The 15269-nt window shown below is 43.2% G+C and carries 13 protein-coding genes and 1 pseudogene; 12 read left to right on the forward strand and 2 right to left on the reverse strand.

Annotated elements, in window-relative coordinates; translation table 11 throughout:
* The first annotated feature begins 125 nt into the window (after positions 1-125).
* Together HCR01_RS13490 and HCR01_RS13495 are read left to right on the forward strand one after the other, a co-directional pair.
* Positions 126-251 carry a photosystem II protein Y gene (locus HCR01_RS13490; protein WP_162398589.1) on the forward strand — a complete coding sequence of 42 codons (126 nt, stop codon included), beginning with the start codon at positions 126-128 and terminating at the stop codon, positions 249-251.
* A gap of 156 nt (positions 252-407) precedes the next feature.
* Complete coding sequence (locus HCR01_RS13495) at positions 408-1772, forward strand: bifunctional folylpolyglutamate synthase/dihydrofolate synthase (RefSeq protein WP_193196668.1); 1365 nt, start codon at positions 408-410, stop codon at positions 1770-1772.
* A gap of 22 nt (positions 1773-1794) precedes the next feature.
* Here the strand turns inward: HCR01_RS13495 and HCR01_RS13500 are convergent, their stop codons facing one another.
* Entirely contained in the window at positions 1795-3093 is a 1299-nt protein-coding gene (locus tag HCR01_RS13500) for an ABC transporter substrate-binding protein (RefSeq protein WP_193196669.1), read from the reverse strand.
* A gap of 143 nt (positions 3094-3236) precedes the next feature.
* On the opposite strand from HCR01_RS13500, the gene pilM reads away from it, so the two are divergent.
* The 6 genes and pseudogenes from pilM to HCR01_RS13530 all read left to right on the forward strand — a co-directional run.
* Positions 3237-4343 carry a type IV pilus assembly protein PilM gene (gene pilM, locus HCR01_RS13505; RefSeq protein ID WP_193196670.1) on the forward strand — a complete coding sequence of 369 codons (1107 nt, stop codon included), beginning with the start codon at positions 3237-3239 and terminating at the stop codon, positions 4341-4343.
* 84 nt (positions 4344-4427) lie between these two features.
* Positions 4428-5198, forward strand: coding sequence for a PilN domain-containing protein (locus HCR01_RS13510; RefSeq protein WP_193196671.1), 771 nt, complete (start codon positions 4428-4430; stop codon positions 5196-5198).
* Positions 5195-5962 carry a pilus assembly protein PilO gene (locus HCR01_RS13515; protein WP_193196672.1) on the forward strand — a complete coding sequence of 256 codons (768 nt, stop codon included), beginning with the start codon at positions 5195-5197 and terminating at the stop codon, positions 5960-5962. Before HCR01_RS13510 ends, HCR01_RS13515 begins: the two co-directional genes overlap by 4 nt.
* A gap of 153 nt (positions 5963-6115) precedes the next feature.
* Entirely contained in the window at positions 6116-8251 is a 2136-nt protein-coding gene (locus tag HCR01_RS13520; RefSeq protein WP_193196673.1) for an AMIN domain-containing protein, read from the forward strand.
* Positions 8252-8420: 169 nt separating this feature from the next.
* Positions 8421-8663, forward strand: a complete 243-nt coding sequence (locus HCR01_RS13525) for a hypothetical protein (RefSeq protein ID WP_193196674.1) — start codon at positions 8421-8423, stop codon at positions 8661-8663.
* A 394-nt stretch (positions 8664-9057) separates the two neighbouring features.
* A pseudogene (locus HCR01_RS13530) lies at positions 9058-9279 on the forward strand (Uma2 family endonuclease); the annotation flags it as partial.
* A 6-nt stretch (positions 9280-9285) separates the two neighbouring features.
* On the opposite strand, the gene HCR01_RS13535 reads toward HCR01_RS13530, so the two are convergent.
* Entirely contained in the window at positions 9286-10518 is a 1233-nt protein-coding gene (locus HCR01_RS13535) for an RNA-guided endonuclease InsQ/TnpB family protein (RefSeq protein ID WP_193196675.1), read from the reverse strand.
* Positions 10519-10647: 129 nt separating this feature from the next.
* Here HCR01_RS13535 and HCR01_RS13540 point away from each other — a divergent pair, with 129 nt between their 5' ends.
* The 4 genes from HCR01_RS13540 (at position 10648) to HCR01_RS13555 (ending at position 14990) form a co-directional block, all read left to right on the forward strand.
* Positions 10648-11172: a Uma2 family endonuclease gene (locus tag HCR01_RS13540; RefSeq protein ID WP_193196676.1), complete on the forward strand. Its 525-nt coding sequence runs from the start codon at positions 10648-10650 to the stop codon at positions 11170-11172.
* Positions 11173-11990: 818 nt separating this feature from the next.
* Positions 11991-12275, forward strand: coding sequence for an HU family DNA-binding protein (locus HCR01_RS13545; protein WP_015111786.1), 285 nt, complete (start codon positions 11991-11993; stop codon positions 12273-12275).
* 26 nt (positions 12276-12301) lie between these two features.
* Complete coding sequence (gene cobD, locus HCR01_RS13550; RefSeq protein WP_193196677.1) at positions 12302-13438, forward strand: threonine-phosphate decarboxylase CobD; 1137 nt, start codon at positions 12302-12304, stop codon at positions 13436-13438.
* A gap of 97 nt (positions 13439-13535) precedes the next feature.
* Positions 13536-14990, forward strand: a complete 1455-nt coding sequence (locus HCR01_RS13555; protein ID WP_193196678.1) for a dihydrolipoyl dehydrogenase family protein — start codon at positions 13536-13538, stop codon at positions 14988-14990.
* Positions 14991-15269 lie beyond the last annotated feature (279 nt).

Below are 15269 nucleotides of genomic sequence, written 5' to 3' on the forward strand. Positions count from 1 at the left end.
CCCAACGCCCAATAATTTAAACATTCTTTACACATTGATTTGGAAAAATTGCCCACTTCAGCTAAAAATAAAAATGAGAAGAGTTGACAAAAGTTTAATTTCTACTTAGCAGAGGGGTTCTAGACATGGATATTGATTTCCGTATAGCGATCGTTTTAGCACCAATCGCCATTGCTGCTGGCTGGGCAGTGTTTAATATTGGCGCTGCGGCTTTAAGACAAATTCAAGGCTTTTTGGATAGAGAAGCTTAGACTCGATTCAATATCATCACTTTTCAACCGACTGTTTCTCTTTACTGAGACAGTCGGTTTTATTCATCGAATAAGAGTCAAGGGTCAAGAGGCAGAGGGGATGACTTACTGCAACTTTCCCTTGCTCCCCCACTCCCCAATCCCCAGTTCCCAATCGTGGATATCGATTCTGTAATACAACCCTTTCAACGCTTTGGTGTCCATCTAGGACTCGATCGCATTGTTAAATTGTTAGCAAAGCTCGGCAATCCCCATCACCAAATCCCAGTAATTCATGTTGCTGGCACTAACGGCAAAGGTTCGGTCTGTGCTTATCTTTCTTCTGTACTCACTGAGGCTGGTTATCGTACAGGCCGCTACACTTCTCCCCATTTAGTCGATTGGACGGAACGCATTTGTCTCAACGAACAGCCAATTCCCTCTGAAGAATTGAGCCAATTATTAGAAAAAGTCCAAGCGGCTATTCGTGCTGGGGATGAGTCCGCAACTCAATTTGAGGTAATTACGGCGGCGGCTTGGTTGTATTTTGCTCAGCAACAAGTTGATATAGCAGTGGTAGAAGTGGGACTAGGAGGTCGTTTAGATGCTACTAATGTCTGTTTGCAGCCTTTAGTTACCGTCATAACTTCCATCAGCCGCGAACACTGGCAGCAACTTGGTTCTACTATCGCTGAAATTGCCAGAGAAAAAGCTGGTATTCTCAAACCTGGATGTCCCGTTGTAATTGGACTATTGCCACCGGATGCCGAAAAAGTTGTGCGATCGCGTGCTTTAGAATTACAATGCCCAATTTTTACGCCTCAGCCTTCGCGCCAGATAGCCCCAGGATGGGCAGAGTATGAGAGGGGGAGCAGGGGAGCAGAGGGGCAGGGGAGCGGAGGGGCAGGGGAGCAGGGGGAGACAATAGAACTAGCGCATCACTTGATTAAATATCCTTTGCCATTAGCGGGACAAATTCAGTTAAATAATTCGGCTTTGGCTTTAGCTACTTTAGAGATTCTTCAACAACAGGGTTGGCAGATTTCGGAAGAAGCGATCGCTCAAGGTATGGCAAAAACTCAATGGCCAGGGCGAATGCAATGGACTACCTGGAAAAACCATAAATTATTACTTGATGGCGCTCACAATCCAGCCGCAGCCCAAGTCCTCCGTGAGTATATCGATAGCTTAAACACAGTTAACAACAAGCCCATACATTGGGTTATGGGAATGTTCTCTGATAAGGATCACGCTGATATTTTTACCGCATTATTGCGACCAGGCGATCGCCTTTACTTAGTACCAATAACAGTAGAATCTTGGCCAGGAAGAACCTCCGCTAACCTACAAAACTTAGCCAGCCTAGCTCACAACCTCTGTCCAAATTTGAGCGATCGCCAAATACATCCAGATTTATTCACAGCACTAAATTCAGCAACCTCAACCGCTACCACAAACGATTTAATCGTCCTATGTGGTTCGCTTTATCTAGTAGGAGAATTTTTAGCAACCACAAGCATAACTCATAATTATGAATTATGAATTATGAATTATGAATTATGAATTATCTTTGATTCCACTGTTGCGCCGCATCTTCTACAGCTTTATCTACCGTTTTCTCACCTAGCATTGCTGCTTGTAAGTTCTCGTAAACTGCCTTTTGCAGTTTTTTGGAATCCTTCAAAGTAGGAGTTAATATTTCTGCCTGTTGCAGTTGTTGAGCAGTGATCACTCTGGCTTTTTCTACTGTGGAAGCAGTAGCCGGGACATCTTTAAAGTAGCTGTCAGATAGGGCTTTGACTGTAGAAGGAAGGACATTTGCAGCTTTGGCAAAGGCTAACTGATTTTCGTCATTGGTAACAAATAGAGCAAATTTCACAGCGGCGTCAGGGTTTTTAGTTTCGCGGGGAATAACTATGTTCATTACAGCTACATTTTTCTTCCCTGTATCACCGGTAAGTTGAGGTGCGATCGCTGAAGCTTGAGCAATTTTCGGGGCATTATTAGCGATCGTTTTGAGAAACTCTGGCCCCGAAGCTAGAAACGCCGTCTCTCCAGCTTGGTATAAATCGATCGCATGGCGATGTCCTTGCGTTAATACCTCTTTCGGAAGCAACCCTTTTTTATACAAGTCCACCCAATACTGAAATGCTGCTTTACCTTGAGGAGAGTTAAATGCTGCTTTACCGTCAGTATCAATTAAAGTGACTCCCATCTGCACAAAGGATTCCAGCACTTCACCGGAATCTTGCGGAACGAAAGTCACAAAAAAGGCATATTTGCCAGTCTTATCTTTAATTTGTTGTGCCGCTTGTGCTAGTTCTGCGTAGGTTGTGGGTGTTTTATTGATACCTGCCTGTTTTAATAAATCAGTGTTATAAATGGTTAGCCTTGTGGTGAGATACCAGGGAAGCCCGAAACTCTTACCATTAAGTGTGCTTGCTTTCCAAATATTCGGCAGATAGGAGGAACGGACTTCATTTGGGACTTTTGTATTCAAATCCAACCAGGCATTTCGACCAGCGAGTTGGGAAGCAAAACCTGGATTGAGGTTAACAACGTCAGGTGGCGTTTTTGCTGAGACAGCTGTTAAAATTTTGTTCTCCATCGCCGCCCAGGGTACATCTACCCAGTTAACCTTTATACCTGAGTTTTTCGATTCAAAATTTGTAATCAGGCTTTGGAAGTAATTGGTGAATTGCGGTTGGAGTTGCATCGTCCAAAACTCAACAGTTGTTGCTCCTGAAGCAGCCTGTTTTGTGCTTGTGCCAACATTACCTGTGCTGCAACTTACAATCCAACTGGTAAATAAACCAAGTAGTGCCCAAGCAGCAAGTTGTTTGAATTTTCGCAATTGAATCATCTTACCAGTATTTTTACGCTTGTTCGGGGTGAAAATCTTATGCAAAATTGTCGAGATTATAAGCTAAATCGATTACCAGTAGAGACGTGATACATCGCATCTCTACATTAAATTTTCAATTTACCAGTCTAGCAGGCACAACTGTGGTTAAAAGCTTCAATAGTCTGTTTGGCAAATCTAATAAAGGGGTTGGCATTGAACTTGCCCCAGAACGGGTAAATATAGTTCAGCTACGCAAACAACGTCAAGGCTTAAAAATAGAAGCCTTTACATCAGTAGCAGTTCCAGAAGGCGTAGTTACCGATGGTCAAATTACTGACCCTCCAGCGATGGCGCAGTTAATTCAACAGGCGCTAGCTGAGAGTAAAATCAAAGCCTCTCGCGTAGCTACTGCTGTACCAGGGCGTGATTCTATTGTCCGTCTGATACCCGTACCGGCAGAGTTAGATGATAAAGAACTGCGAGAAATGGTGCTAAACCATGAAGCAGGTTTGTATTTACCCTATCCTCGTGAAGAGGCTGATGTAGATTACCAGAAACTTGGGTACAAAATGGATGAGGATGGCATAGAGAAGGTAGAGGTACTTCTAGTTGCCACCCGCAAGGATGTGACTGATACCTATATAAGTACATTCGAGCAGGCAGGATTGCAAATTGATGTTTTAGAAATTAACAGTTTTGCTCTGCTTCGGACTATTCGCGATCAATTGCGGCAATTTGGGCCGCAAGAAGCAGCGGTACTAGTTGATATAGAGTTCGATAGTACAGAAATTGCCATCATTGTTAACGGAGTGCCGCAATTTTCGCGCACTGTGCCTATTGGCACTTATCAACTGCAAACTGCTCTAGCGAGGGCTATGAGCTTACCTACATCACGAGATATGGAAATGTTGCAGGGAATGACCATTCCCTCAACTCCCGTAGATGGCGGCAAAACTGGGGTCACTGGAATCGATCCTGGGATGGCGGCCATTGTCAGAGTATTGGCAGAACTAACAGATGAACTACGCCGTTCCATCGATTTTTACCTCAATCAGAGTGAAAATTTGGAAGTAGCGCAGATTCTCCTAGCTGGGCCAGGAGGCGGACTTTTACAGCTAGATGAGTTCTTTACGCAAAGATTGAGCTTGCCAACTACCCAAATAGATCCCATTGGTTCTTTGTCCTTAGAAGTTGACAACGATAAATATCCCCAAGTGCAACGCTCTGGTTTAGCGATCGTACTCGGTTTAGGAATGCGGGAGGTGTGATAAAAATTTTGGATTGTCTATTTTGACAATCACACTGTTTGAGAATTCTCAAACCATAGTATTTATCTTAGTTGGTGTGAGAACATGTACAGTCTTGATGTTAACTTTCTTAAAGACCGCCCAGCTTATCAGAAAAAGCCCGACAAGAAGCAAGGATTAGCACTTCCCACAGGGAATTTAACACCCGCTTATGTGGGAGTCGGTCTAGGTGTGTGTCTTCCACTTCTGGTGGCAGGTGGTTGGTGGTTTTTGCAAGCGAAAATTACCGAATTAGAGGGGACAATAGCACAACTAGATCAGGAAAACAAGAGATTAGATACAGAAATAGGGAATATTAACAAAATCAAAGCAGAGACAACCGCAGTTAAAGGGGAAACGCAAGCTTTGGTTACTGTGTTTGACCAAATTCGTCCTTGGTCAGCCATGTTACAAGATTTGCGCGATCGCATACCAGCATCAGTGCAAATTGAGAACGTCAAGCAAATCTCACCCACTCCGGCAGCACAAGGGCAGCCACCAAACAATCCCGCTGGAGGCTTAGAAATCACTGGCTTGGCTCGCTCCTATAACGATGTCAACGATTTCTTATTAACTCTGCAACAGTCTCAGTTCTTAAAGTCCTCAGAAAGCAAAATTATCACAGCAACTTTAGTAGATGCGCCATTATCACCAAATGCTGTGAGATCTCCTACTGCCATACCAATTAAGCCACCCCAAATAGTTAAATACACCATTCAATCAAGTATGAATGATATCCCAGCTTCGGAGTTAATCCGGGAGTTGGAGCAAAAAGGCACAGTAGGACTAGTGGCTCGAATTCGCAGTATGCAACAAACAGGAGTCATTTCAAAATGACAGTAAGTGATGATTTAAATTTTGCAGAACAAGGCGGTGAATTTGACTCAGCAACGCCAGCCTACCCTGTCGTCTTTGGCATTAGCTTCACACCCAAAATCATAGGCATTTTGGCAGGAGTTTTTGGTTTAGCGGCAGCAGCTTATATATTATTCAACCTGGTGATGCCAGCTTGGGAAAACTATCAGCAGCAGCAAGCAAAAAGCGCCGAACTGCAAGGGCAAATTCAGCAAAAGATAGCCAGCCTCAAACAAATTGACAAAGTAAAAGACGAGCTAGCACAAGCAAAGCAGCAAAAAATCCAGGTTTTAAGTTTATTTGCTAACGAGAAAACCTTAGATACATTACTGCTAGATATGAATCGCTTGGTTGAGTCTGGCAATGCTCAAAAAGCTTCTTTCAATATAGAGAGAGCCAAACTGAAAAAGTATGTGCCAGCTTCACAGAAACCAGAACCGATTACCGATGGAACTCTGGGAACACAAGTCGATGGCAAGCTAAAACGTAGCAGTGTCAATATTGAAATTTCTGGAACTTATGAACAAACACAATCGATAATTCGTAACATTGAGCGCTTACAGCCTTTATTAATAGTTAGAGACTATCAATCAACCTTAGCTCCACCTGAAACTAGGGTTTTACCAGATAGAACGGTGGTGGTGAGGTCTGGGCCTGCATCAATCAACACATCCTTCCAGCTACAGGCATTAATGCCACTTACTCCAGAGGACATAGCAGCAGCTAAAACTACCCCCAAGAAGTAACAATAAACAGTGCTGTTAGCGGTAGCGGGGCGTTTAGCCCGTGCTGAGATTTTGAGTCTTGAGTAGTCAGTAGAAAAAATACTCAGCACTCATAGCGGCACAACTACTCAAAGATTATTGGTTAACAAGGTTTTATAAGGTGAGGAATGAACTGTGAAACAGCTTCACGGTAATAGTTTAATTTTGGGTGCTGCCGCTTTTGTATTCTTGGCAGCTCAACCAGTTTTGGCACAAACTACTCAAATTACTGATGTACAGTTAAATCCAGTTGATGGTGGCATTAGTGTTGTTTTGAAAACTTCATCAGGCTCGCGCCCGCAAGTTTTCACTACAAAAAGAGGCAAAGCCTTAGTCGCAGATATTATTAATACTCAACTACGTTTACCACAAGGTAATAGTTTCCGCCAAGACAACCCATCTCCAGGAATTACCTCAGTCGAAATTAGTCAACTGGATGCCAATAGCATCCGGGTTATGGTAACTGGTAGCAACAACGCCCCCAACACTCAACCTGTGGTGCGAAAGCAAGACGGAATTAGCCTCAGCTTTACCCCATCCGCAGGCACAACAGCATCAGCGCCAACACCAAGACCAACACAAACAACGCCAACACCTCCAACACCAACAGCATCACCTCCTCCCACCCCAGCCCAACTAGGTCAAAAACCAGACGTTCTTGTTCCTAACCCACAAGTCACGATTGACGGTAAACCTGCACAAGCCGCTGGGCCAGGTCAACCTGTGAGTCAAGCTCCACCTTTCTTGCCTAGAGCTGTCGCCCCACCAGTGGGAGACATCGCCATCTCAGCTACAGATGCTTCTCCTAGCACAGTTGATTTGGCAACTCAAGAACGTGTACCCCGCTTGGTGCTGCGAGATGCCCCAGTACGCGAGGTTTTGTCACTACTTGCCCGTGCTGCTGGTTTGAACTTGGCTTATGTTGGAGGTGAACAAGCTACTGGAGGTCAACAAGGTAGTGGAGGTCAGCAAGGCGGTGCTGCTAATGCACCAAAAGTTTCTCAAACAATCTCACTAGATATAGAAAACGAGCCAGTACAAGATGTGTTTAACTACGTCTTGCGCCTGAGTGGTTTAGAGGCTAACCGCAGTGGTCGCACAATCTTTGTAGGGCCTAAACTACCTAATGCGACGCGTGATTTGGTTATGCGTAACCTACGACTTAATCAGGTATCAGTGGATGTTGCCCTCAACTTTTTAGTTGGTTTAGGGGCAGAAAGTGCTATCACTGCTGAACGGACAGTAACTAATATCACTGCTGTGAAGGTAGGTGAAGACAGTACCTCGAATCAGAGTACAGCAGAAACTACAAAAACTACGGAAATTACACGTTTAAGTTTGGATGAATCTGAATCTCAGTACACTACTCCTATACTTCGAGGTTTACAAGCACTGGGTGATCAGCGTACTAATTCTCTTACCTTGATAGGTACTCCCAAGCTTATTGAGATGGCAATTGCTCAACTAACTCAGCTTGATGTGCGTCGTCGTCAAGTGGCGGTTAACGTCAAGATTATTGATGTTAACCTCACTAAAATCGATGACTTTAATACCAGCTTTACCTTTGGCGTTGGCAATACTTATTTTTCCAACAATGGTGGTTCAGCAAATTTGAATTTTAATGGTTTTAGCTCTTTTCCTAGACGTTTGCTCGCTAATTTGACAGCTCAGGTGCAAAATGGTAATGCCAAGATTTTGACTGACCCAACTTTAATTGTTCAAGAAGGTCAGGAGGCTAGAGTGGATTTAACTCAAGAAGTAGTTGGCAAGGTCACAAGCACATTCATTGATACTGTTGCTGGAACTAGAGAATTGAGAGACCCAACAAAAGAGAAAGTAGGTTTAACTATAGGGGTCAAGATTGATCGCATTGATGATAATGGTTTTGTATCTCTATCAGTGGCTCCCTCTGTCAAAGCACCATCAGGTTCAGAAGATACAGGAAACGGACGAGTCACTCTAATATCTGAACGCTCCCTTAATTCCGGCTTGATTCGCCTGCGAGATGGTCAAACGCTCATTCTCTCAGGGATCATTCAAGACCAAGACCGGGTAAGTGTTTCTAAGATTCCTATCTTGGGTGATCTTCCACTCATTGGTTCGCTCTTTAGATCAACAAACAGATCCAACCAGCGTCAAGAAGTCATTGTATTGCTCACACCTCAGATTATGGATGACACAGAAAACTCTTCCTACGGCTATAATTACACTCCCAGCCCAGAGGTGCGGCAAATCCTTGAACGTCGTGGATTAAAGACTCCGGCAAGGTAATAAAGATGATGGGCAGGTAGATAAGTCACCTCTGGCAAAGACTCAGATCCCCGACTTCTTAAAGAAGTCGGGGATCTTCTTGTTCACGAGTAGAATTAAGTTTAAATGTCATTCTAGAATAAAAATACCCAATCACAATAGAAGTAGTAATAGTAGTGGGTGAATAATAATGAGTACAGAACAAGAGTTATTAACAAAGTGGCGTTCTCTTCCACAAGACAAACAAGAGGTAGTTTTAGATTTTGTTGAATTTCTTGGTTTGAAAAACTCTGCAAATAAAACCCCATTGGGAGAACGTTTGCAGCAAATTCGTAATAGGATTGTTGCTTCCGGTAAACATTTATTAGATGAAGATGAAATTGAAAAAGAACTCGCTAGTCGCAGAGGTGGGCTACAAGATAGAGAAGAATGAAAATAACTTATATTGATTCTGGGGTGTTGAATTTTCAGATGGTAAGCCAAGATTCAATAGATAATTTTCTTACTTGTTTAATACGTTGAAAGTCGCGATCGGTTGAGACAATGGTAATATTTTGTTGTAGAGCGATGCCTACGGCGGGCTACGCCAACGCTGCAATCCACAAGTCATTTTCACCAAAACCTAAATCAGTTATTTTAATTTTTTTGCGCTTACTTTTTTGGGTGCAAGCTGATTGAATAAAACAGCTTTGAATTGGTCATAAGTATTAGCAGTTTGCTGGTAAAAATTATAAGTGTAAATATTATCAATACTTTCTAAACTTCCTTTTAACTGTAATATTAAGGGGTACAGTACTAAAAGAAGGTTTGTTGCGGAGAACTTAACTATGGTGGCGACAACAATACCCGCAGAAACTAGGGTTTTACTCCAAAATATCAGTTGGCAAACATTTAAAATTATGCTGGCTGAAATGGGTTCGGAGCGTAACTCCCGATTTGCTTATGACAATGGAACAATAGAAATTATGAACCCACTAATGCCGCACGAAAACTCAAACCGCCTGATAGAGGTTTTTGTTGGGGTGCTGTGCGAAGAATTGGGTTTGGAGAGTGAACTACCCACACTGACTTGGAGTACCAAGTACAGTTTGGGCTTCTGTAATCACGGGGGAATGCCGCAACTTGGACTTTCGTCCTAGTTTTGGTCTTACTTCCCCTCCTACAGCAGAGACGGCTGAACCTTCCGCCTTTAGCATTCTGATACCCTCTGCTCTAATATTTGTCGCAGCGTTTCCATCCCTATGATGATGAGTACCACAGTGGGGGCAAGTCCACTCACGGACATCCAGTGGGATCTCGCTGACTTGATAGAAACAATTAGAGCAAAGCTTGGAACTAGGGAACCATCTATCAATCTCAACTAATTTCCCACCTTTTCGCTCTAGTTTGTAGGCTAAAAAATTAGTGAATGTTCCCCATCCAACATCAGATATTGCTTTTGCCAATTTATGGTTACGAACCATGCCCTTGACATGAAGATTCTCTACTATGACAGCTTGGCTATCGCTGACCAACTTGTAACTAAGTTTATGTAGAAAATCTTGCCGCGAATTGCTAACTTGTTCGTACACTTTGGCAACAATTTTTCTATATCTATTTCTGGAATTACTCCCATGAAGCTTACGTGCTAATTTTTTCTGCTTATGTTTGAGGTTTTTTTCGTGTTTGGCAATGTGTCTAGGATTATCATATTTAGAAACTTTTTCACCGTCTGTGACAACTGCAAAGTGTTTCAAACCTAAATCAATCCCATAAATCTTACCCTCTGAAATCATTGGGTTTTCACCTTCAACTTCAGTCAGAAGAGATGCAAAGTATTTACCCGAAGGAGTTTTACTAACAGTAACAGTCTTTATTTTCCCCTTAATTGGTCTATGTATTTTGGCTTTGACTTCTCCTATGTTACCGGGAAGTTTTACATTACCATTTACAATCTTGACGTTTTGAGGATACTGAATAGACTGCTTACCGTGTTTAGACTTGAACTTAGGAAATCCAGCACGTTTATCAAAAAAGTTCTTATATGCTGTAGTTAGATTCAGTGTCGTAGCCTGCAAAACTTGGCTGTAACAATCAGCTAACCAAATCGTATCAACAGATTTTTTGAGCGCTGGAAGAAGTGCGTTAAGCGCTGCACGTGTAAGTCCTTTACCTGTTTCTTTGTAAGTCTCAATTGACTTATTTAAGGCATAATTCCACCACCAACGAGCGCAACCAAAAGCTTGAGCCAATTGAATTTCTTGCTCTTTCGTTGCATATAAACGAACTTGTACAACTTTGTGCAACACTTAACATCACCTCCTTGATATATCTATCTTACCACGATATATACTTTCTGGTAAGCTGGTAAAAGAAAATAATTGTTGATTCGTCATACATCTAATATTTGTCTTTGCTGTGCAAAAAATTAATATTAGATGCAATCCTTATCAACCGCCTTATATCCCGCCACTGATTCCGATAGCGAAGCGTTAGCGAGTCATCGAGCGTCGTACAGAATTCAGTGGGGGACTTACGGCGTAATAGTTAAACGTGCTGGTTCACTGACTTTGACGCGGGATGACTTAGAGCGAGGAGCCGAGCCAGATAGTAGCTACTACATCCAAAACGAATCGCTAGTTCGAGACAAAGAAAATATTGATATAGCCACTGACCCGCCTCCAGACCTTGTACTGGAGATAGAATATTCCAGGTCTGCAATAGACAAGTTTAAGCTTTATGCTGCGATGGGAGTCCCGGAATTCTGGCGTTATAACGGCAGCGTATTGCGGCTTTACGCGCTTGAAGGTGGACAATACTCAGAAACCCAAACCAGCCCTACTTTTACACCTTTATCAGTCAAGGAGATTCCCCGGTTTATGCAACAGGCTAAAAAAGATGGGGAAATTGCTGCTACCCGTGCTTTTCGTGCTTGGGTGCGACAAAAAATTTCTGGTAAGTAGGTAGGCATAATTAAACATAAAATAAAATCCCAGTTCGTAGTGAGTGATTTATCAATCAAAACAAGGATTATCAGGACTAAAGTCCCGACTACAAGCTTTAATTTATTTACACCTAGCTACTTATTAGTTGAAATTCATAACTTGCACCATTTTCAATTAGCGCCAGTATCCGCCTGGAACTCAAAGTTCCAGGCTAATAAGCCAAAGTCCACTCAAGTGGACTGAAAACCAAAGTCTGGAAGTAATTTAGTCCTCTGAAGAGGACTTTCGCGATAAGCCATAGGTTTTTAACCTATGGCGGTTGTTGAAACTAGTGCAAAATATCAGTTAAAACTGAGTCCGTTTCAAATAATTACTAATTCGTAATGGGCTTCGCCCCGCTACGCTCTAAACACAGCTATGCCGCAGGCTTTACGTAATTTGTAATCTAGTTAATAAAACTTCTATATGAGTAATTAAACCTAACAAACACTGACCAGTTATCTCCTATCCCCCACTCCTTCACTTCTCTGTTTTTCTGGCAACAGGGGTTTTTACTAGGTATTTTTTCCTAATTTTGTGGTGTTTTTGGTGAAACAACCACCCTAAAACTACAAAAAATCCTGAAATCTATATAAATTAATGGTTTCATCTATCCACTACAGGCTACAACACCTTAGAATGATTCATTGAAAAGTCGAGCCGATGGGATTTACAGCGATCTTGAGTAAAAATACTCCCAAAGGATGACTTTTGTATTTCTCCAAACAGAGATTTTAGTAAAGATGTATCAGGGTACATCCGTAGAGAATCTCAAATAAACCTCAAGGAGTCTCATTATGAACAAAGGTGAATTAGTTGATGCCGTAGCTGAAAAGGCTAGTGTTACCAAGAAACAAGCCGATGCAGTTTTAACAGCCGCTTTAGAAACGATCATTGAAGCTGTTTCCTCTGGCGATAAGGTAACGCTGGTGGGATTCGGCTCTTTTGAATCACGGGAACGTAAAGCCCGTGAAGGTCGAAATCCAAAAACAAACGAAAAAATGGAAATTCCGGCAACAAAAGTGCCTGCCTTCTCGGCAGGAAAGCTGTTTAGAGAAAGGGTAGCACCCCCAAAATCATAGGTTCTGTCTTTGGGAATCTTTTTTTGATGCGGCAACCAGCACACGGGGGAAATTTAGCCTGGGCAGCAGCACTGGCTGGCTGTCCCCCTGATGCTATTCTGGATTTTTCTGCTAGCATCAGCCCTTTGGGGCCGCCAAACAGCGCGATCGCTGCTATTCAGTCCCAAATTGGTAATCTTAAGCACTATCCAGATCCAAATTACAGTGAACTGAGACTAGCTCTCAGTCACTTCCATCAACTGCCGCCTGAGTGGATTCTGCCGGGTAATGGCTCAGCAGAATTACTTACTTTGGCAGGTAGGGAATTGGCGCAATTAGCCGCAGTAATGTTAATCACTCCAGCCTTTGGCGACTACTACCGAACCCTGGCAGCGTATAACGCTAAAGTTCTGGAGTGTCCCTTAATGAGTTCTGAGCAACGAGTGCTGAGTTTTGAGTTACCAGTTTTACTCAGCACTCAGCGAGAAGTTGGAGCGGAGGTTTCCTCCGCTCCAAACTTCGGTGACTCAGCACTCAACACTCACTGTGGACTGTTGCTGAATAATCCACACAACCCAACGGGGAAGCTATTTTCGCGCGAATCGATTTTGCCCTACCTAGAGCAGTTTGCTTTAGTAGTGGTGGATGAGGCGTTTATGGATTTTGTGCCTCCCGATGAGGAACAAAGTCTGATTTCTGTAGTGCAGGAATATGCGAATTTAGTAATATTGCGATCGCTAACAAAATTCTACAGTCTCCCAGGACTCAGGTTAGGATATGCGATCGCTCACCCCGACCGCCTGGCTAAATGGCAGTTATGGCGTGACCCCTGGCCTGTAAACACACTGGCGGCTGCAGCTGCAATTGCAGCAATCCAGGATACAGAGTTTCAACAGCAAACCTGGACATGGCTACCACCTGCACGAAGCCAACTCTTTCAGGGTTTAACCTCAATTTCAGGATTGCATCCTCAAGAAAGTGCTGTTAACTTTTTACTGGTTGAGTCAAAACAGGCTACTTCGCAGTTGCAGCAGCAATTACTTAAGCATCACCAGATTTTAATCCGCGATTGCCTTAGTTTTAAAGAACTAGGCGATCGCTTTTTCCGGGTTGCTATACGTTCTGAGTCCGATAATCAGCGCTTACTAAAAGCACTACAGTCAGTGCTGAGTGCTGAGTGCTGAGTTTTTTGTCAGTTCATAGGGGCACAGCAGTGCCCCCACTGTTAGTTGTCAGTTATTTCCCAATGCCCAATGCCCAATGCCCACTGACCAATGACCAATGACTATTGACTACGATGTCGTAATTATCGGTGGCAGTCTTGCTGGACACTACGCTGCCCTTGCTGCGACCCAACTACGCGCCACAGTTGCCTTGGTAGAATCCAAAGTAAATTACGGATTCATTTATCATAAGGCTATTAACGAAATTAGCAACCTCGCGCAGAATAGGGGTGATGTAGCTGGTTTTGGCATCAATAGCACATGCGCTAATAGTTCACAAACATGCGACAGATATGTGGCATGGCAAGAAGCAATGCTTTACACTCACGGCGTTGTTTCAAATATCCAAGAACATAATTCTCCCGCCATCCTAGCCGCGCAAGGCGTTGATGTCATAGTTGGCAGTGGTCAATTTCAATCCTCACCTCAACTAGCTTTTGTTGTCAACAATCGCCCATTACGCGCACGTACCTACTTGCTAGCCAGCGGTTCCCGTCCAGCGATTCCAGAAATTGACGGATTGCAAGCTACTGGCTACCTTACCCTGTCTGATATTTGGCAATCTTTAAATGAAAGGACATTACCTAAAAATTGGGTAATTATCGGCGGTATTCCCCAGAGTATTGAAATAGCTCAGACTTTAGCAAAGTTAGACTGTAGCGTCACGTTGGTAGTCAAATATCCTTATATTCTGCCTAATATTGATCCCGAAATAGCCGTACTACTTCAAGCACAGTTGGAAGTCGATGGCGTGCGCGTACTCACGGAAAAACTAGTAACTCAGGTAAGGCGAATCGAGGATAAAAAGTGGGTACAGGCAGGAGATAAAGCGATTGAAACTGATGAGATTTTGGTAGCGACTGGACAGCAACCAAATCTTGAATCTCTGAATTTGGCAACAGTAGGCGTGAAATGGCATCAGCGTCGCTTAGTGGTGAATGATAAACTGCAAACCACTAACCAGCGTATTTATGGTTGTGGTGATGTAATTGGTGGTTATGACTTTGCCAATGTCGCCAATTGTGAAGCGAAAATCGCTCTGAAAAATGCCCTCTTTTTTCCCAGGCTCAAAGTCAACTATCGATGCATTCCTTGGGCGGTATTTTCTCAGCCAATGCTGGCGCAAGTGGGATTTACAGAAGCGCAAGCAAAACGCCAATTTAGTCAAGATGAAGTTTTAGTTTTGCGGCAATATTTTAAAACAGTGGCAGCAGCCCAACTACAAGACGAAACCACTGGTATCTGTAAATTAATTGTGCTACGTAACGGTGAAATTTTGGGAGCTTCAATATTGGGGATAGAAGCTGGGGAGTTAATTAATTTGATTGCCTTGGCAATGTCCCAAAAAATTAGGGTCAGGCATCTAGCAAATTTATCTCCCGTCTATCCCAGTTTCTCAGAAATTTTGGAACAAACTGCAAGAGAGTGGAGTAAGCAAAGGTTAAATAGCAACACTGCTTTGCAAGAGTTTCTAGAAGGTTTCTTTTATTTCCGCCGTAATTGGAATTTGTGAGTAAGAGACGGGAAGTAGGGGGCTGAGGGGCTGAGGGGCATGGGAGCAGAGGAAAGTTGGAACTGGATTAATCCACCTTTGAACTCCATTAATGAGTCTTTGATACTCGTTCATCTACCTTTGAACTCCGTTAACGAGTCTTTGATACTCGTTCATCCACCTCGGAACTCCGTTAACGAGTCTTTGATACTCGTTCATCCACCTCGGAACTCCGTTAATGAGTCTTTGATACTCGTAGGACTTACGCACTGAAGCCTGAAACCCTGATCCCCCCTAACC

Source organism: Nostoc sp. MG11 (assembly GCF_014904695.1).
Taxonomy (GTDB): domain Bacteria; phylum Cyanobacteriota; class Cyanobacteriia; order Cyanobacteriales; family Nostocaceae; genus Komarekiella.